Annotated in this window: 18 protein-coding genes and 1 pseudogene; 4 read left to right on the top strand and 15 right to left on the bottom strand. The window is 65.4% G+C overall.

Features of this window, described 5'->3' with window-relative positions; genetic code table 11:
- Nucleotides 1–69: 69 nt before the first annotated feature.
- From ABTU92_RS21880 to ABTU92_RS21870, 3 genes are all read right to left on the bottom strand, one after another.
- Nucleotides 70–522 (bottom strand): cache domain-containing protein, encoded by a 453-nt coding sequence (locus ABTU92_RS21880; RefSeq protein WP_408093741.1) that lies wholly within the window; start codon nt 520–522, stop codon nt 70–72.
- Between the two features lie 746 nt (nt 523–1268).
- Entirely contained in the window at nt 1269–2414 is a 1146-nt protein-coding gene (locus ABTU92_RS21875; protein WP_408093740.1) for a hypothetical protein, read from the bottom strand.
- Nucleotides 2415–2477: 63 nt separating this feature from the next.
- Nucleotides 2478–3221, bottom strand: a complete 744-nt coding sequence (locus ABTU92_RS21870; RefSeq protein ID WP_408093739.1) for a hypothetical protein — start codon at nt 3219–3221, stop codon at nt 2478–2480.
- A gap of 530 nt (nt 3222–3751) precedes the next feature.
- On the opposite strand from ABTU92_RS21870, the gene ABTU92_RS21865 reads away from it, so the two are divergent.
- Complete coding sequence (locus tag ABTU92_RS21865; protein WP_408093738.1) at nt 3752–4282, top strand: NADAR family protein; 531 nt, start codon at nt 3752–3754, stop codon at nt 4280–4282.
- Between the two features lie 156 nt (nt 4283–4438).
- Here the strand turns inward: ABTU92_RS21865 and ABTU92_RS21860 are convergent.
- Nucleotides 4439–4714 (bottom strand): annotated as a pseudogene (locus tag ABTU92_RS21860) (integrase core domain-containing protein); the annotation flags it as partial.
- 349 nt (nt 4715–5063) lie between these two features.
- Complete coding sequence (locus tag ABTU92_RS21855; RefSeq protein ID WP_408093737.1) at nt 5064–6044, bottom strand: PAS domain S-box protein; 981 nt, start codon at nt 6042–6044, stop codon at nt 5064–5066.
- Nucleotides 6045–6900: 856 nt separating this feature from the next.
- Here ABTU92_RS21855 and ABTU92_RS21850 point away from each other — a divergent pair.
- Nucleotides 6901–7797 carry a diguanylate cyclase domain-containing protein gene (locus tag ABTU92_RS21850; RefSeq protein WP_408093736.1) on the top strand — a complete coding sequence of 299 codons (897 nt, stop codon included), beginning with the start codon at nt 6901–6903 and terminating at the stop codon, nt 7795–7797.
- 122 nt (nt 7798–7919) lie between these two features.
- On the opposite strand, the gene ABTU92_RS21845 is transcribed toward ABTU92_RS21850, so the two are convergent.
- Nucleotides 7920–9134, bottom strand: coding sequence for an MFS transporter (locus ABTU92_RS21845; RefSeq protein WP_408093749.1), 1215 nt, complete (start codon nt 9132–9134; stop codon nt 7920–7922).
- A gap of 987 nt (nt 9135–10121) precedes the next feature.
- Between ABTU92_RS21845 and ABTU92_RS21840 the strand changes: the two genes are divergently transcribed.
- Entirely contained in the window at nt 10122–10523 is a 402-nt protein-coding gene (locus tag ABTU92_RS21840) for a hypothetical protein (RefSeq protein WP_408093735.1), read from the top strand.
- A gap of 161 nt (nt 10524–10684) precedes the next feature.
- Here ABTU92_RS21840 and ABTU92_RS21835 read toward each other — a convergent pair whose 3' ends face one another.
- From ABTU92_RS21835 to ABTU92_RS21795, 9 genes are all read right to left on the bottom strand, one after another.
- Nucleotides 10685–11206, bottom strand: coding sequence for a GNAT family N-acetyltransferase (locus ABTU92_RS21835; protein WP_408093734.1), 522 nt, complete (start codon nt 11204–11206; stop codon nt 10685–10687).
- Nucleotides 11199–11483: a DUF1778 domain-containing protein gene (locus tag ABTU92_RS21830; RefSeq protein ID WP_408093733.1), complete on the bottom strand. Its 285-nt coding sequence runs from the start codon at nt 11481–11483 to the stop codon at nt 11199–11201. Before ABTU92_RS21830 ends, ABTU92_RS21835 begins: the two co-directional genes overlap by 8 nt.
- Before the next feature lie 294 nt (nt 11484–11777).
- Nucleotides 11778–11990 (bottom strand): hypothetical protein, encoded by a 213-nt coding sequence (locus tag ABTU92_RS21825; RefSeq protein WP_408093732.1) that lies wholly within the window; start codon nt 11988–11990, stop codon nt 11778–11780.
- A 26-nt stretch (nt 11991–12016) separates the two neighbouring features.
- Entirely contained in the window at nt 12017–13348 is a 1332-nt protein-coding gene (locus ABTU92_RS21820; RefSeq protein WP_408093731.1) for a UDP-glucose dehydrogenase family protein, read from the bottom strand.
- Between the two features lie 120 nt (nt 13349–13468).
- Nucleotides 13469–14239, bottom strand: a complete 771-nt coding sequence (locus ABTU92_RS21815) for a hypothetical protein (RefSeq protein WP_408093730.1) — start codon at nt 14237–14239, stop codon at nt 13469–13471.
- 145 nt (nt 14240–14384) lie between these two features.
- Nucleotides 14385–15323, bottom strand: coding sequence for a nucleotidyltransferase domain-containing protein (locus ABTU92_RS21810; protein WP_408093729.1), 939 nt, complete (start codon nt 15321–15323; stop codon nt 14385–14387).
- Between the two features lie 32 nt (nt 15324–15355).
- Nucleotides 15356–16780 (bottom strand): YqaJ viral recombinase family protein, encoded by a 1425-nt coding sequence (locus tag ABTU92_RS21805; protein ID WP_408093728.1) that lies wholly within the window; start codon nt 16778–16780, stop codon nt 15356–15358.
- A 398-nt stretch (nt 16781–17178) separates the two neighbouring features.
- On the bottom strand, nt 17179–17514 hold the full coding sequence (locus ABTU92_RS21800) for a hypothetical protein (RefSeq protein ID WP_408093727.1): 336 nt from the start codon (nt 17512–17514) through the stop codon (nt 17179–17181).
- A gap of 141 nt (nt 17515–17655) precedes the next feature.
- Nucleotides 17656–18228, bottom strand: coding sequence for a transcriptional activator RfaH (locus ABTU92_RS21795; RefSeq protein ID WP_408093726.1), 573 nt, complete (start codon nt 18226–18228; stop codon nt 17656–17658).
- A gap of 402 nt (nt 18229–18630) precedes the next feature.
- Between ABTU92_RS21795 and ABTU92_RS21790 the strand changes: the two genes are divergently transcribed.
- Nucleotides 18631–18929 (top strand): sugar phosphate nucleotidyltransferase (locus ABTU92_RS21790; protein ID WP_408093725.1); only part of this gene is annotated, 299 nt, incomplete at its 3' end.

The raw sequence follows: 18929 nt of genomic DNA, 5'->3' as shown, positions 1-18929 counted from the left end.
GGATGGCGGAGACGCGCCCCATCGCCGCGACGCGACCGCGGAAGACCGTCGCGGAGACGAGGCTCGGCCTTACTTGTAGTAGCCGACCGCGCAGCCCTGGCCGCCGACCTTGGTGACGAAGGACTGCTTGGCGATGGGCTCGGTGCCGCCAGGCTTCGGGAAGAAATAGTCGACCGTCGTGATGGTGCCGTCCTTGGCGGCCGCGAAGATGTCCTCGCCGATGACCTTGCCGGTCTTGTCCTTGAGGACCCGAATGTCCGTCCCGATCAGCGAGGGATGCGCCGTGACGGTGCCGGTCTTGGCGTCGAAGCAAAACACGTAGAGGTCGCGATCCTTGTAGCCGGCCTCGCCCTTCTTGAACTTCTCGATGGCGGCCGCCTCGTTCGCCTTCACCTCGGCGATCGCCTTCTCGAGCATCGCCTTGGCCTCGGCCGCCGAGCCGAACTGCTGGGCATCGGCAACGGTCGCCGTGACCAGAAACGCAACGGACGCCGTTGCCGACAAGAGCTTCGCCTTCCTCATCACGTCCCTCCTCGGTTTGAACGATCGATCTCGAGCCCGGTGGATTCGACAGGATCGATCGACTGGGGACCGCGCCGGTCTTGCGCCGGCCTGGACTGGGTCCGCGCGTAACCTTGGAACCGCGGCGACGGGGAGGCAACTGCCTTGCGCCGGCCCGGGTGCGGCGGTTTGTCCGGGCATCGCGGCCCGGCACCTTGCGCCGCCACTTTGCCCCGCCACTTTGCCCCGTCACCTTGCCCCGTCACCTTGCCCCGCGACCTTGCGCAGCATCGCGTGCGAGGGGCGTGCCGGTTCGCTCCGCCCATGCACACCACAAGGGTGCGCGCCGTGTATCGAAGCGCTTTTGATTGAGCGTATCCGCTCGCATCATGTCGTTCCGCGGCGTTCGCCGACGTCATGACCGCCGTCGCCAAGCCGTCCAAGGAGGTCAAGAAATGAACTACGTTCCGAGCCGACCGGCCGCCCCCGTGGGGACCTCCCGCGCGCGCCGCCGCGGCAGCCGTCGGGGCACGCCGCGTCGCGCGCGGGTCCCTCCTATCGACTACGAGGACAGCCTCCGCCGCTCTTGACCAAACCGTCGTTCGCTGAGATCAGCGGGTGAACCCGACGGCCCCCCTCACACCCCGCGCCACACTGGTCGCGATCGGTCGGAATGGGTGGGCGCGATCCGTCGGTACAGGTGGTCGCGATCGTCGTAATGCGCAGCGGGTACTTGGCGGCGGCCGCCACTGTAACCACTGCCGCGCCTAAACGGCCGGCAGGCTCAGGTCGCGACCATAACTTCTGCAAAGGCGTCGCATCAGATCCCGATAGAGCCAGTAGGTCGGCCGCACCAGACCGGCACGTGCCATCAGGGCGCAGGGCAGGATGTGCGTCGCATAATAGCCCAGGAGGCGGCGCTCGTCGCCGGCGGCCTTCATCCCTTCGAGGATCAGCGGGGCCGCCTTGTAGTAGAACGCGATATCGCCGGCTCCCTGTGGAGCGACGGCAAGGACCCGGTCCCGGAAGCGTCGCAGCGTGCGCAGCTCGAAGCAGTCGTCGGGCAGACCGATGAGCTCGCAGCACGCCGTGGTAAGGACGCAGGGCCGATCGTGGCAGGCGCCCCGTGCGCGCGTCTCCTTGAGGCGATGGGCGAGGACCATGCCCTGGTACTGTGGCTTGGAGAAGTCGCGATATCCGAACGTCGCCGAGAAAAGCGGCTTTCCGGCGAAGGAGGCAGTGACTTCGACCTCGTCGGTCCCCTTGATGTCGCCGATCAGCGTGGTGAGGACGACCGTCTTCCCGTTCAGCAGCGGAACCGTTCCGCGCCGCTCCTCCCCGCTCGACGTCCGCAGCACGAGATCGAGGCTCTGGGGCGCGAACGGGGCGACGAAGTAAGGGTTCAGCCAATAAACCGCCGCACCGTCGGAAATGGAACGGAGCATCAAGAACTGGGCGCCGATCTGTGCCGCAACGCGTTCCGGATCGAACGACGTCACCTTTGCCGATCTGGTCAGCATGTAGCGATCGGCGTCGGCGGTGACCTTCCAGACACCAACCTCCTCCTCCTTGATGCATTCGGGCGTCAGGGGAGCCGGACCCCTGCGCGCTTCGCTCTTGCCGCCGAGGAAGCCCCGGCCGAGCCGGTAGGCCTCGTCGTAGCGCCCTTCGGCGCAGAGCTTTTCGAGGATCTTGTCGACATTGGTCGACTTCAGGAACTCCACCAGCATCTCGGGCGCGGATTTCGCCATCTGCTCCTCGACGATGTCGGCGATGATCAGGCCGCATTCCCTGGCGTTCCTCGGAGGATCCCTGTACGGCGCGGCGGACGAGCCGGAGGAGGCTGCGACCAGCATAGAGGTCATGGCCGCCAGCCGGCGGAACCGTTTGCGCCCCCGGGCGGCATCGGCCATCGCTTGCTCTCCGTCATCCCGGACAAGGCCCGGCGTCACCGGACGATCACGCGTTCCAGGGCCTCAGCCGCCAGGCAGAGTCTTGAGCAGATCCTTGGTCCCGCCGCCCCGCACGCAGACCGAGCCGTTCCACTTGCAGGAGGTGAAGGGGACCTCGCAGCGATCTCGCGTCAGCCCTTCGCAAGACGTGTGGCGCCCGGGCTCGAAGAAGCCGAACTGGGCGCAGACCGGCGAATACTTTGCCGCGCAGGCATCGGCGATCTTCCTGCGGAACTCGGCGGGGTCCTCGGCGGGCTTGCCGACGCCGAAGGTGGAGAGCAGGAAAGCCTTGAACTCGGACCAGGGTATCATCGAAGCCTTTACCGCCTCGACCTCCTCGGGCGACACCACCGGCTTCACCGGGCCGACCGTCTTGCTCTCCCCGCGCATAAAGGCGATGAGGCCCTCCAGCCCGACATCGAGGACCTTCTCGACGCCCCGCTCGACCACCACGCAGGCAATCACCAGCGTGATCGAGCTCTTGCAGCCCTTGATCAGCTCGTAGACCTGCGCATGGGCGCTGGCGGGAGCCAGCACCAACAACGCACTCAGCACCGCGGCAGAAACGCATCGCATGATGAGTTCTGGCTCCTGACCGGTCCGATGAACGAGCGGTCCAAATTGTGCACCATCCGCCGCAACCGGCAACCGTTTTTCGTCACGGCCGCCATTGCCGATATGACCGCCTTGCTGCCGCCGCAGATGGCCGCAGAGTTCGGCCCGGCTTCGAGTGGGGCGCTCATGCCCATCGCCCGCCGCCGCTGTCAACGTCGATTTCCTCGTGCCTCGTCCGCAGCGACAGGAGAAACGACAGGAGAAACAAGAAGAAAAAACAACAGGAAGAAACAACAGGAGAAACGACACGAGAGGTGCGTCTGGCTCGCCCTCGGCGCGCCGGTTCCCGATCGGGCGCCGCGGTCACTCGCGAGGAGCTGGACGACGGCAAGAAGGACTGGGCATGCCAGTGACGATCCAACTGCGGAGCCCGATGCCGCGCGGCGACGACATCGGTTCGCGCAGGCGATCAGAAGGGCCGAGTTCGGCCGCTCCTACTGAAACGATCAGTCGGATCGGGAGCTGGATAGCCCAGGGGCCCACCATCAAGCGGCCCCACCGGACGCCCCACGACACGCAAGACCGGCTGACGGCCTGACGACCCATCACGGAAGCACCAGTCGTCGGCTTCTCGCAGCGCGGCGGCCACCGCGCTGCGGAGGAGGTTGCTTCCAGAGCGGAGCACCACAACAATCTCGTCTCGGTCGGTGCAAGGATGGACGGACCACCACGGGATCGAACAGATGGCTGCCCACAGTGAAGAGGCCGGGCTTCATGTTCCGCCCGACAACCGCGTCCTCTTTTTTGGTCGCGACCGCGCCGGCTTTCGCTTTCTATCCCACTTTCATTCAGCCCCGATCCTGCTCGACGGCGAATCCTGGCCGACCGTCGAGCATTACTACCAGGCACAGAAATCCCATCACCCGGAATACAAGGCCGTGATCCGCGCCGCTTCCCGTGCGGGATTGGCCAAGCGCCTCGCCGCGTCTCCGTCCGCGCCGCGCCGTATCTCCAAGCATTCTTGGTTTCGCAGGACCGGCATGCAGCCGCGCCCGGATTGGCATGATGTGAAGCTCGACATCATGCGTCGTGCGGATACGGCCAAATTCGAGCAGAACCCGCAATTGGCGGTCCTGCTGCTGGCAACCGGCGATGCCGAACTGATCGAAGATTCACCGGACGAGCCGTTCTGGGGCACCGGACCCGACGGGCTCGGACTCAACTGGGCGGGTCGAGTGCTGATGGAAGTCCGCGACCGGCTACGAGAAGGATAGGCACCTGAATGGACTCCGAGCCGAGGACCACTAGCGTGGCGTTCTCAGTTGGAAGCTCGGGCGCTCCGATCTTCTGATATCATGCTGCCAGCCGCGCTGTCGGCGACTATGTGGCTGTGGGCCTGTGGGCTGTGGGCGACGCGGCAGCGTTGTCCATCATGTTCGCAGCCTCGCCGGCGGCGCGCCACACCGCCATCGGCGTGCGATACCGCCATCGGCGCGACAGCCAAGGCCCTGGTGGGGCCGCTGATCGTTGCAGAACATCATCCACGCGATGATGCCGGCCTTCGCCTCGCGGCCGTCGGCGTAGTGCTTCAAATCGATGTCCTCGTGCTTTAGCGAACGCCAAAGCCGCTCGATGAACACGTTATCCATCCAGCGGCCGCGGCCGTCCATCGACACCCGGATGTCCGCCGAACGCAGCGCGCCGGTGATCAGGACGTGGACGAGCCCGGTCGCGATCGCGGCCCGGATCACCGGCGCGTGGCGACCACCGGCAACGAGCACGCGGGTCGAGCGCGCTCAGCAGGCTGGCCGCTCGAGACCGTCGGCGAGCGAGATCCGAAACGGCTGAACGCCGAGCGCCGCCTCGATCGTGAAAGCCCGGGCTTGTGACCCTATCTAAGACTTGCCGGTGCGGGCGAACCCATGAACGCCAGAACAGGCGCAAGCACGTGTTTGGCGACACGCATGGTGCGACCTCACACGCGACGCGCCTCGGAGCTTCGCATGAAGAAAGGCCGCCCGATGATAAGACGGTCCTTCGACTCTCGATGCGTCGTCAGTGTCGCATCACGAGCTCTCCTGAACATTCGAGCCGCCAAGATAATCCCTCGGGTCGAAACGCCAGCCCGCTCATCGTCCCGTCGAGGGAATTTTTCGAGATGCGACTGAGCAGCTTGTGCCCAAAGCCTTCATGGCGTGGAGGATCGACCGGCGGCCCTCCTTGCTCCTCCCACGTCAGACGGAACCGCTTGGTCGTATGCGTTTGGTCGACATTCCACCGAATCACGACCCGCCCATCGGGAGAGGACAAAGCGCCGTACTTCACCGCATTCACCGCGAGTTCGTGAAAAGCGAGCCCAATGTTCTGCGCCGCCTCCGGATGAATCATGATCGCCGGTCCTTCCGCGTCTATGCGAGCGGCGATGCCGGTGAACTGCTCGATTTGTGCGCTGATGAGCGCGTCGATCGAAGCACCCGCCCAACCCTTCTCGACCAGGAGATCATGACAGCGCCCAATCGCCAACAGGCGGTCTTCGAACAACTTCTGGAACTCGCCGAAACTGATCGCCCGCTGGACAGTCTGGTTTGCGATGGCGAGCACGACCATGAGGAGATTTTTCGATCGATGCGAAAGCTCGTTCATGATGAATCGGATGTGCTCTTCGTGTCGCTTCCGCTCGCTGATGTCGACAACGGAAGCGACCACGAAAGTCCCGTCATCAGTACGGAACGGATTGATGCCGATCTCCAACGGGAACTCGTCCCCGTCTTTCCGCCGTCCATACAGATCGCGTCCAGCTCCCATCGGCCGCGGTCGAGGGTCGCGCGCAAATCCATCACGCAATCCCGTATGCCCCGCGCTAAACCGCTCAGGCACCAGGATCTCGATCGGCTTTCCGATTAATTCCTCGCGAGAATAGCCGAAGAGCTGTTCAACATGCGCGTTGACGAACATCACGCGCCCGGCGCGATCCGTGACGATCATGCCATTCGGCGCCGACTCGAACAGCAGGCGCAATTGCTCGTCGCTGATCATCGGCGGCTCTCCCTGCTATGGTGCGAACCTACCGGCACCGCCTTCCGTCGGGCGAAACACGATTCTGTGATCCTTAATCGTTGTTCGCTCACCGTCGCGCGCGTGTTTCTCAGCAAGAAATTGCTCCCATGCATGGCGGGGCCGTCGGGTCCGGCGCACCACGCGGCAACAAGAACGCTCTGAAGACCGGGTACTACACCAAGGAGGCTATCGCCGAGCGCCGCTACTGGGCTCGTCTGACCCGCAATGCCGAGGAGCTCAGGGCGAAGATCTTGGAGGGTCTCTAGGCGGGCGACAGAGCGGCCTGGGCGACCGGCGACTCGCTGTGCCTCGCCGTCTTCGTGCTGAAGAACAATGTACGTTCGAGCGAGCTCGACACTGGCTATTGCGGTGACGAGTCCGTGGTATTGTCGGCCTCGGCTCGCCTCGACGACGGAAGCGCGGGCGCACAGGTACTGTCGAGATCCGACCACGAGATCGCGCCCGTTTACATCGGCATCCGCCTTCGGCGCGCGAACCGTCGTCGCGGAACGCGGGCACCGGCGACGCTGCTCGGTCCGGCGAAGGAGATGCGAAGTCCGAACCGACGAGAGCATTGCCGCACATGTCCTCGATGGTCCGGATCTCTGGTTCCTTGGAACGAGGATCAGAGGAGACGAGGTCCGACGGCATTCATCGCGTGGGGTACTCTTAACCTAGAAAAAATGGATCGGCCCTAGTCTCGCGAGCGCATAATGATGTTGCATGAGGGTTTCGGACAGTGTCGCATCGGTTCGGAGTTTCTGGATCCGGACTCCTGGGGACCGCAACCCGTGACCAGGTCGGAGACGTCTGTGTCGCCCTGGCCGATCACGCGATGGCACTCGGCCACATGGATCAGGGCCTCGTCATGGTCGATGGCGTCGGGAGCATCCGGTTGGCGAATGATCGCGCAATCGCCCTGCTCGACTTACCGCGGGTCTTGATGATATCCGGTCCCACCTATCCCGCGGTCCTCGAGGTGCAATGGAGATCGGGTGAGTATGGTCGAAACGGCGAGAGGGTCGATGCTCGCGTTCGCGAGATGATCCGGGCAGCGGCTGCCGGACGTGATCTGTTCGGAGACTTGACGCTCTACGAAAGGACACGCCCGAACGGAACGGTTCTCGAAATCAGGACCTCGCCTCTGCCGACCGGCGGATTCGTTCGGACCTACACGGACGTCACGGAGCGAAAGCAGACGGAAGCGCTGATGACGCACCTCGCGCGGCACGACCACCTCACCGGTCTCGCCAACAGACGCTACTTTCAAGAGCAGATCGATGCCGCGATCGCCGCCGCCGGTCTCGACGGCTGCTCCGCCCTCCTCTTTCTCGATCTCGATCGTTTCAAGTCGATAAACGACACCTTCGGTCACGCTGCGGGCGACGCGGTCATCGAGACGGTCGGTCGCCGCCTTCGGTCGGTCTCCCCGGCCGGCACGTCGGTCGGCCGTCTCGGGGGCGACGAGTTCGCGGTCCTCTGCGCGGAGACACGCACCGCGACGATCGCGACTGCTCTGGCAGACCAGATCATCGATTTGGTCTGCGAACCGATCGTCGTCGACGATCGTGAACTCACCGTCGGGGTCAGCATCGGCATCGCCTTCGCGCCGAAGGACGCGACTGATTCCAGGGGGCTTCAGCGCAAGGCCGACCTCGCATTGTTCCGGGCGAAGACGTCGGGGCGGAATCGGAGATGTGTCTTCGACGAGACGATCGACGTCGGCTGCTGATCGCCGCCCTCTCGTGATGCCGTCTGGATGATCGGGGCGCATGGCGACACGCCCCCATATGGGCGTGGTCCTTTACGGGGTCTGCGCCGGGCGATCTCGACGTCGTCGCGTCGCCCGTACGTTCAGGCCGCTTCCCGGCACTGCGACAAGGCGAGCTCGGCGGGCCGGGGTCTTCGAGCGGCATCGGTCACGAAGATCGCCGCCACCAGGCCGATCGCAGTCCCGAACAGGACGTAATAGGCCGGCGCCATCGCCGACCCCGAGACGTGACTGAGCCAGGTGACGAAGAACTGGGCGAACCCGCCGAAGAGCAGGACGCCGAGATTGTAGGACAGGGCGAGGCCGATCGATCGGGAGGCAGCCGGAAACTGCTCGCCGAGCACCGTCGAGAACGGACCGAAATATGCTCCCAAGATGCCGCAGAGGACGAGCTGCATGACGACGAGGTTCGCGAAGGTCGGAGCGGCGATGATCCACGCATAGAGCGGATGGAGCGCGGCAAGATAGACGACAAGCGAGCCGACGAGCACCGGCCGCCGTCCGATCCGATCGGACAATGCCCCGAACGCCGGGATCGCGACCACCATCAGGGCGAGCCCGATGGACTGGGCCACGAAAGCATCCCCGAGAGACATCCCGAGTTGCCGCGTCGCGAATGTCGGAAGGTAGAGGATCACGACGAAGAACGAGATCGTTCCCGCGGCCACGATCCCGGTGCATGTCACGATGCGTTTCGCCAATCCGGTCGACGCGACGGCAGGACGATGCCGATCCCTGGCCTCGAGGCTCGACAGGAACTCCCGAGTCTCCGAGACGTGTCGGCGGATATAGAGGCCGACCGGGAAGAGCAGGAGACCGAACAAGAAGGGGATTCGCCAGCCCCAGCTCTCGACGGTCTCGCTGTCGAGCCACCGGGTCATCCCGGCGCCGACGACGGCACCCGAAAGGACGGCGAGGCCTTGACCGGCCATCTGCCATGAGCCGTAGAAGCCGCGCCGATCGGGGGGAGCGCTCTCGATCAGGAACGCGGTCGCGCTCGCGAACTCTCCCCCGGTCGCAAACCCCTGCAGCAACCGCGCGACGATCACGATCACGGAGGCTGCGACGCCGACGGTTTCGTAGGTCGGCGCGAACGCGATCATCGCGATCGCCACGGTCATGATGCCGATGACCCATTGGAGTGTCGGCTTGCGCCCTCGGCGGTCTGCGTAGGCACCGAGAACGACGCCTCCGATCGGACGCATGACGAACCCGACCCCGAACGTGGCGGTCGCCAGCAACAACGAGCTGTATTCGCTGTCGAACGGGAAAAAGATCCGGGAGATGATGGCGGCCATGTATCCGAACAGGATGAAGTCATACCATTCCAATGCATTTCCGACGACCGCCGCGACGATCTCGCGAGTTCGCGGATGACGGTTCTCCGACATACCTGAGACCTCGTGTTACCGGACGCGCAAGCTCGATGACCAGCGCGAATGCGACCGGCCCGGAACGATACCGAACTTGAACGACCTTCGAGATGCGGCGCGCGCAATGCGACGATCCACAATTCGGAGTATATTATACTACCATTGTCTTGGTAATTGCCGTCTGCCCGCGTGGCTTACGTTCAGTAAACACGATGAAGGTGACCTTGGGGGCGAGTAACAACATGTTCGCCGCTATATCGCTCCGCTCGGCGGTGCGCACGTGAACGTCAGGCGTGCCTGATCGAGATGGAGCGGCCGGTGACCTCGGTCAGCACCTTGCGGGCGCGCTTCGCCGTTGTGCCGACCAAGATGTGGTCGGGATGCTCGAAACCGCGGATCGCTGCGCCCTCGCGCAGGGACTGGGGAATTCTACGCGACGATGAACTCGGCCGCGGGCCGCGTCTCGCGGATGATCCGCTCGACCTCGCCGGAGCCGACCGGCACGGTCGACCTTCTTGTCCACCACGTCGGGGCCGTCGAGCGCCGCCGCGATCTCACGGGCGGGCGTCGACGGGGAGATGTCGACATTGCCGTCGCCGTGACGGGGCCGGCCCGATGTGTCACCCGCCCGGCTGCGTCGAGGTGCCGTCGCGGGAGTGGTTGGAATTGAGGGTGGCGTAGTCTCCGGGTGATAAACCTCGAATCATCCGGCGTTGACGCGCCGGACTGGAGACCGCTCCATGAAGAGCCCTATCACGAAGCCGACCTCCTTTCAGCCTGCAGCCGAGCCGACTTCCCACCTTTTCGACAACTGGATCGATCCGATCGAGACTGCGGTTCGCAACCGGGTGGGATCGTTCGTTGGAGCGCTGATCGAGAGCGAGCTCGACGCCGCGCTGGATCGTCCGCGCTATGGTCGGCGAGCGACGCGGCCATGTCGGCGCCTTCACGGCCTGGAACGGCTGCCCACGCGTGCTGCTCTACGACAATCTGAAGAGCGCCGTGCTGGAGCGCCAGGGCGACGCCCTTCGATTCCATCCCACCCTGTTGGAGTTCGCCCGGCACTATAGCTTCGAGCCCCGCCCCGCGGTGGTCGCGCGCGGCGACGAGGAGGGCCGGGTCGAGCGCGCCATCCGCTACGTGTGCGACAGCTTCTTCGCCGCCCGCCCGTTCGCCGACCTCGAGGATCTCAATACCCCGGCCGAGGCGTGGTGCCGGGGCATGGCGGCGGATCGGCGCTGTCCCGGGCACGACACCCGAACCGTCCGCGAAGTCTCCGGGCACTCCATGCGGGTCTGCACACCCAGGACATGATGACGCCGGGGCGGCATTCTGCCCATCCTGAGGTCCTGCGCCTGGAGAAAAGTGAACGTGGTCGCCGGTGAAGTTTCTGGAAGCCATTGAGGTGGCGGGGTCGTCACCGCTCTTTAAGTATTTGTTTTTTACAGGCACGGCGTTTGATCGCGTTTGATCCTTCAGTGACCGGCATTCAACCCGAGCTTATCAAAGGTCTCCAACGGCATGAAAAAACGACGCGACTCGCTGGCGAAAGCACGAAAGCCATAGCGCTCGTAAAACGTCTGCGCACGTTCGTTCTTGGCGTCGACGATGATGGCGTACACGGCGATCGTCGTGCTCGCCCGGACGACGCGGTGGATCGCGTCGAGCAGCAAGATCTCGCCGAGCCCACGCCCTTGCTGCTCGCGATCGATGGCGAGACGGCCGAGCACCGCGGCCGGCACCGGATAATGCGGCAACCTCTTCGCCAAAGCCGGCGGCAATTCGTCTTTTCCGAAGCTCGCGGCGCTCAAACTGTAATAACCAGCGATCTTCTCCGACACCTCGCCGACCGCGACGAACACCTGCGCGAACCGCCGCCGGATATCTTGAGAGGCTTGTCGTTGAAGGTGCGCGTCGAGAGCCGGTTCGCCGCAAGAGAAAGTCGCGCGATCATGGTGCGAACCGAGCGGCTCGATGACCAGCGAAGGCTCATCCACCGAGGCGCTCGCGGTAACGGCGCGCGGCTTCCTTCAGTTTTTCGTTTGGTTCCGGCGGGTTGATCAGCGCATCAAAGAAGACATCCCAATCCTGCGCCGAAAGGGTGATCTTCTCATGCGAATCGATGATCCGCTCGGCCGCTGCCACAGCGTTCGCCAGCACGAAATCGCTCACGCTCGTTTCCTGATAGGCAGCCGCCCGCTCGAGCTTGCGCTTGGTCGTCGCGTCCAAGCGCAGGTGCATGCGGTCTCGTTTCACGTCAGCAGTTCTGCTCATGCAGCGCTCCTGCGTCCCAGCTGTTTAAAATGTACGCCATTATGGCGTACAGATCAAGTGCCAGTCCAAGACTTCTAGCTAGACCGCAGAGCGGCGAGCCGCCCACGAGGTCAGCCGTCGACGCAAATGCACCGACGAGGAGTTCCGTCGCCCCCCGCCGGGGCGACCACGCGCCTGACTGGAACAGTCGAACACTGTTGGCCCCGAACCGTGGTGAGGTGCTCATTTCCGGCGGCCGGCGACGATCGGCTCGCGGCGCCGGCCGCGGCCCACCCGTCGCGTCGATCAAGTACATCAGAACTCGACGTCACGCGGCCGCGCCTCGAGGCGGGGGAATTCGCCGCCGTCCTGCGGCATGGCTAGCAGCAGGTTCGATAACGACGGCGCCTGTGCCTGCACCAGGCTGCGCAAGCGCTGATGCTCCTCGACATCGATGACGACCACGGTCGGCTTTCCGTCCCAGAAATTGGTCGTCGGCAGCGCCGGCACGCTCGATCGCCCGGCCACGACGGGGTCCGGCTGTCGTTTCGTCGTCACGATCGGACATGCCCTGGCGCAATTGCCCTGCCCACACTGGAGTATGCGAATCCGGCCGCCGCCATCTCGTCCGCCCGGTAGACGTTGCGCAGGTCGACCATCACGGGCCGGCGCATCGCGCTCTTGAGGCGGTCGAGGTCGAGGGCGCGGAACTGCTCCCACTCGGTGACGATGACGACCGCGTCGGCGCCCTGCGCGCACTCGTAGGCGTTGGCGCAGAAGGTGACGAGGCCGTCGAGGTCGCGCTTCGCCTGCTCCATGCCGGCCGGGTCGTAGGCCCGCACCTTGGCGCCCATGTCGTTGAAGGCCGTCACCAGCGGGATCGACGGCGCGTCGCGCATGTCGTCGGTGTTCGGCTTGAAGGTGAGGCCGAGCACCGCGATCGTCTTGTCGCGCACCGACCCGCCGAGCGCCGCCGCGACCTTGCGGGCCATGGCGCGCTTGCGCTGATCATTGACGGCCGCGACCGTCTCGACGATGCGCAGCGGCGTGCCGTTGTCCTGCGCGGTCTTGATCAGCGCCAGCGTGTCCTTCGGGAAGCACGAGCCGCCGTAGCCCGGACCGGCATGCAGGAACTTCGAGCCGATGCGTTTGTCGAGGCCGATGCCGCGCGCCACCTCCTGCACGTCGCCGCCCACCTGCTCGCATAGATCCGCCAGCTCGTTGATGAAGGTGATCTTGGTGGCGAGGAACGCGTTCGCCGCGTACTTGATCAGCTCGGCGGTGCCGCGCGCCGTGAACATCAGCGGCGCCTGGTTGAGATAGAGCGGCCGGTAGAGCTCGGTCATCACCTTGCGGGCGCGCTCGTCCGTGGTGCCGACGACGATGCGGTCCGGATGCTTGAAGTCGCGAATCGCCGCGCCCTCGCGCAGGAACTCGGGGTTCGACACCACGGCGAACTCGGCGTCCGGCCGGGTCTCGCGGATGATCCGCTCGACCTCGTCGCCGGTGCCGACCGGCACGGTCGACTTGGTGACCACCACGGTGAAGCCGTCGAGTGCCGCCGCGATCTCGCGGGCGCAGGCGTAGACGTAGGAGAGATCGGCATGGCCGTCGCCGCGCCGCGACGGGGTGCCGACCGCGATGAACACGGCGTCGGCCGCCGCCACCGGCCCGGCGAGCGCCGTGGTGAAGTCGAGCCGCTTCTCGCGCACGTTCGACGCGACCAGGGCATCGAGGCCCGGCTCGTAGATCGGGATCTCGCCCGCCTGCAGGGCCGCGATCTTGCCGGCGTCCTTGTCGACGCAGGTCACCTCGTGGCCGAAGTCGGCAAAGCAGGCCCCGGACACGAGCCCCACATAGCCGGTGCCGATCATTGCGACGCGCATCGACAGCCTCTCCAATGTCACTTTCGATACGGTGCCGACATAACACGAAACCGTGATGATGTTCGCCCGGTCGAACAGACGGGCCCGGCGCCCCGGATCGTCCGCGCGGAGTGGCCACCGTTACCACCGTTGTTTATGTTTTGTTCCTGACACTCGGCGCCGTTTCGACCGCCCGATCCGGCGCCGCGCCCGGGCCTGCTGCGTGCTCGACACGGACGGTCCGTCACCTTCTTCCGCCGCCGGCGGATAGATGCGCTCCCGCCACGGCCCGACCTGCGAGGCGTCGTGATAGTCGTAGACCCGCAGGTGCGGCGTGTGGCCCCGAACCAGCCGCAGGATTTCGGCGACGTCGAGCACCGTCCACCGACGCGCCAGGCGTGCGACGGCGTCGTGCTGTGCGGCGAGGTCTCGCTTCATCTGGCGCGCGCGTTCGGGCCGCGGAGCGAGGCGGATCCCGATATCGACCACGGTCACCTCCTCCTCGGCCCAGCACCAGCTCCCGATCACATGGGCCTCGACGATGCGATGGATGAAGCCGGGGCGGCCGTTCACGTCCGCGATCCGCGCCGTGACCTTGGCGATGATGGCCGCGGCCTGCCGGCGCGGGATCGGCTGCAGCCGGCGCTCCCGGGTCAGACGCCGGCCGAGCGGCGTCAGCTCGACACCGGGGAGCCGGCCCTTGTCGGCGCGGCACCCGGCGACGCCCGCGACATACCCCTGGGCCAGGAGGGCGTTCGCGAGATCGAAGCCGGCCCGCGGGGGAATGCGAAGCCCCAAGGTGAAGTCGATCGGGTGCCAGATCTGATCGCCGATTCGGCGCAGGAGGGACCGGATCTCGTCACTGGAGAAGCCGCACAGGGGAGCCGGCGCGTCGTTCATGTCGTCGGACATAGGGCGTTCCGTGGTCCGTTCGGTTGTCTCGGTTGTCTCGCTCGTCTCACCGGCTCTATCGTCATCGGATAAGCGCTTGGTCCAGGTCCGCTGGGGCGCCCCTCCTCGCCCCGCGGCACGGGTCGTGTGCGGCTCGATCGTGCCCTCAGGCGGCGGGCCTGAGTGGCGCCGGCCGGTTCGGTGCAGCCGGCCGCCGCGGGTCCCGCGGTTCTGACGGGCCGCGGTTCGGCAGGCCGCGCCGGGACGAAGCACCAGGACGCGCCCTGGGTCCGGTCGTCGGGTCGGATCCGCTGACCTCGCCCTGCCCCGTGCCGACCCCGCTTCCGGCGTCCCCTTCGGACAGCGGCGGATAGATGCGCCGGCTCGGCACGCCGAGCTCCTCGAAGACGTCCCACGGCGTGACATGGAGGTGGCGGGCGCCACCACGCAGCAGCTTGAGGACCTCGTTCGAGCCGAACGTCAGCATGCGTAGGAAGGTGAGGCTCACCTGACCGCTCGCGCGGACCCGGTTCATGTTCTCCTCGGACAACTTCGATCCGGGCCGCCGGCGCGCGAGGCGGACGGCGAGGTCGACGTCCGAGACTTCGGCCTCCCCGCGAAAGTAGCTGCCGAAGACGTGCGCCTCCGCGATCCGGTAGACGAGCTCGTCGCGGGCATTGATGGCCTCGATCCGCACGAGCGTGTCGGCGATGATCGCGTCGGCCCGGCTCCTCGCGATCGGCTTGAGAAAGCGGGCCGCACACAGACGCTGGCCGAGATCCGTCACCACGAGGTCGCGCTCGTTCCCCTCGGCGTCCGGCTTCAGCGTGAGCAAGCCGCGCCGGATGAGGGCGTCGGCGAGCTGCTCGGCCCGGGCGATGGGGATGTGGAAATGCGCGGCGATGTCCTCGTCGGTCCAGATGCGGCTGCTGATCCGGCGCAACAGGTCACGGATCAGGGTCATCTTGTAGCCCAGGATGGTCTCGTTCTTGTCGATGCGCATGCGGCAGCCTCCGGTGGTCCGGTTGTTGGTGGTCTTGGGGGGGCGAGAGAGGGAGTGAGAGGCAGGCAGAGAGAAAGCGAGAGCGGACGCGACCCCGAGCACGCGTGAGAGCGAGCCGGGACGCCCTCCGCGCTTCAGGCCGCCGAGGCGGGATCTGGACCCGTCTTCAACGACAGCTGCCGGCGTCTCGCTTCGGAGCGGCGCGAGGTGCTCCAGAGCGACTGCGCGACCGCGATCGGCTCGATGGCGACCGCGGTCCACCAGCGCCGTTCGTCACCGGAGCGATGGAGCGCCCGGTGATGGGTCCGGCAGAGCGGGACCGTGTACTCGTCCGAGACCTTGCGGCCCAGCGCACGGGGCTGAGCGAAGCGCAGGTGATGGGGGTCGGACGGCCGCCGGCCGCAGACGAGACACGGCCGGCGCGCGACGAAGCCGAGATGGGCCTTGTCGCGGCGGCGCTTCGGGGTCGCGATCGACAGCACGCTCTTGTCGATCGTGCCGGTCGGACCCGGTCCGCCCTCCTCGACCCCGTCCGGGCTGGGCTCTCGGGCCAGGGCCTCCGGACCGGCCTCGGGAGCGTCGATGGACGCCGGGAAGTCCACCCAGCCGTCCGCCTCCCGTCCGGGCTCGCCACGAAACCGGTCGACCACCCGGAACGCGGGCGCCCGCCTCGCGCCGAACCTCGGCGCAGCCTCCTCGACCGGGCCCCCTGAACCCACCGCACCACCGCGCAAAGCCTCCTGCGGCGGAACCCTGCGGTGATCGGTCAGGCTGATCGTCACCCGGCCGGCGTCCGTGCGCACCACGCGGACCCCGTGCCCGGACGCCTCGCTGGCGTTCCACGGCAGGAGCGCGCGCAGCTCGGCCTGGGCGCGCTGGTGCGCGAGGGAGGCCGGGTGCGTGCCCCGCAGAAGCGTCGCGTACTCGGCCCAGGCGTTCGATGCCGCCATGTCGACCACCCGCATCGCCTGCAGCCGCGGCTCCGGCAGTTCGTCGTCCCACAGCCGGGGCGCCTCCCCGGTCTGCACGGCCCGCCAGAACGCCTTCTCCACGGCGCGCAGAATCGTCTGGTAGAATGGGTCGGCCTGGACCTCGACCAGCACCCACTTGCCGCCTCCGGTGATGATCGACAGCACCGCCGATCGCGCCTGGACGACGAGCATGTTGTGCTGGAGTTGGGCCATGTGCTTCCTGACCGCAGCCGATTCCGAGAACGACCACGGCAACATGAACTTGGCTTCGAACACCGCCCCGGTCTCCTGGACCAGCCCGTCGAGCGTCGCGGCCATCCACGGCAGCGCGACATGCGCGACGCGCCGCTGGACGTGGCCGACCCGGTATCCGGTCCTCTTCTCGTACCAGCGCCGGTTGAGCGACTCGGTCGCGTGCCCGAGCTGGACGACGAGCTCGTTCGAGAGGTCGCGCGGCGCCACCTCGCCGCGCTTCTCGCGCCACAGGCGCGTCAGCGCCCGCTCGTCCCGCCCCATGACGATCCGAGCGTCGGAGCCGCCGAGGAAGGTGCGGCGGCAGAGTTCCTGCTTTGCGAAGCTAAACTTCATTCGGGGGCCCTCTGATTGCGGTGCGCCTAAAGAACGCATCGGCTGCTTCAACATTTTTTATTGATATGGGGACGGAACGCCCAACGTCAACAGGAAATGTTGATGCGCTATTGCCCGCACAATGCCGTGCGGCAAGAGCGCTCCTCGACATCAATCAGCAGGAGCTTGCTCGCTTGGCAGACCTCGGGTTGTCCACGGTCGTCGACTTCGAACGATCGCGGCGGGTCGTGTCCAACGACGCGATCAGGTCGATGCGGGCCGCATTAGAGGGATGCGGAATAGAATTTCTGGACGAGAACGGCGGGGGTCCCGGCCTTCGATTGAGGCAAGGCCCTCACGAAAAGGAAAAGTGATTAGATACCAGAACCTAGCGAGAGAAATTATTCCAAAATTCAACGCTACTTCTTTGAACACGTCATCTGCGCCAAATGCCCACTCGGATAGATGATGAAGAGTTGCCCTGTGTAATGAAAGTACTCGCCGACCAGATCTCCCGCCTCGAACTTGAGCTGAATGGTGTTGTTGCTGACGACCCGGGCGTCGGTCGTCTTGCCGCCGGCGTCCACGGACACGTTGCCGGACTTGACCGTCACCTGGATGGTCTGGGGGGTCTTGGCCAAGGCCGTCGGCTCGATCATCGCGCCCGTGCACGACAGGCGCTGGCCATCTTGGGCGCCGGCGGTCGCCGTCAGCGCGATCACCATGGCGGCGGCGGTGACATACAACCGAACCATTCTCGAACTCCCCGAGGCAGACCTGCCGAGAAACGAACCGTTATGATCGATGCATTCCTAGCTATCTAACAACGGTATTTTACTTCGAGAAACCGGTTCGGCAACCAGGTCGAAGCAATCTCATGGTCCGCCCGCACCGCCTCATGCCGATCGAAGCTGATCGGCCGTCAGATGCGTTTTCACAGTCCTGTTCAACAAATCCAACAAGACGACGACCCTGTCCTTCTCGTTCATCGCGATGACTTTCGCAGCCAAGCCGTCGAATGCACCGCCGGCGATCTTGACGTTCTGACCGATCACGTAGGGCTGCGTCGGCTTGACGATCGCCCCATCCACTTCGCGGGCCTTGAGGCTCGCGATGAAACGGCCGTCCATACGGCTGGGCACCTCGCCGTTCCGGACGATCGTGCGGATGCCCAGTGTCGACAGGATGGGCCGCCAGCGCTCTCGCAGCGGATCGAGCGCCACGAACAGGTAACCTGGAAACAAGGGCCGCCGCACCTCGGTCGTCTTTCGGGCATGGCGGACCTGAGCCCGAATGACCGGGCAATAGGTGGTATAGGACTGATTCAGAAGATTTTCTGCGGCGATCCGCTCTTTATGAGGATGAGTGTTGACAACGATCCAGGTCGAACATTCGTAGTGAGTTGAAGATTCTGCGAACACATTCGACGTTCTATCGAGCATCGCGCCGTAGACCCGATTGATCCTCACACCAACGCGTTATTAACACACCCTTCGCCAGACACAATCGGTCATAAGACTGATATTCCGCTCCCCACACCATTCACGTTAATGAGCGGCATTCCGAAGCTGCCCATAACACAACACAATGGATGAAACGGGCAGATTATACCTCCGGCCAACGCACGCTTCCAAGACACGACGATCCCAGCACACGCGCACGACGGCAGGCGCGTCATCGTGCCCCCGGTGCGAAAGTTCGCGATCGCGCTCCATCTCGAGGCCGGCCTCTGTCCAGGCACTGCCGGCCGAATGCTTTCGTGCGCGCAGACCTCCGGCTCTGCCGGTGAGTTAACATGAGATATCGTATAGATCGCAATATCCTGCCGGACTGTTATTTTGCCGCCGGTCCTAATCGGTGTGGCTCAACTCATGGCTCGTCCAAGAATCGTCCCCCTCCTGCTCGCCGGCGGCTCCGGCACGCGGCTCTGGCCGGTGTCGCGCGACGCGATGCCGAAGCAGTTCCTGCCGCTCGTCGGCGAGCGCTCGACCTACCAGCAGGCGCTGGCGCGGGTCTCCAATCCGGACCTGTTCGCGCCGCCGATCGTCATGACGGCGAACGACTTCCGCTTCTTCGCCAAGACCCAGGCGGAGGCGCTCGGGATCGACGCGACCGTGGTGCTGGAGCCGCTGCGCCGCGATTCGGGGCCGGCCATCGCGGCCGGCGCGGC

The organism is Rhodoplanes sp. SY1, assembly GCF_046000175.1.
GTDB lineage: Bacteria > Pseudomonadota > Alphaproteobacteria > Rhizobiales > Xanthobacteraceae > Rhodoplanes.
The sequence above is the reverse complement of the archived record's forward strand: the minus strand, read 5'-3'. Positions and strand labels throughout refer to the sequence as shown.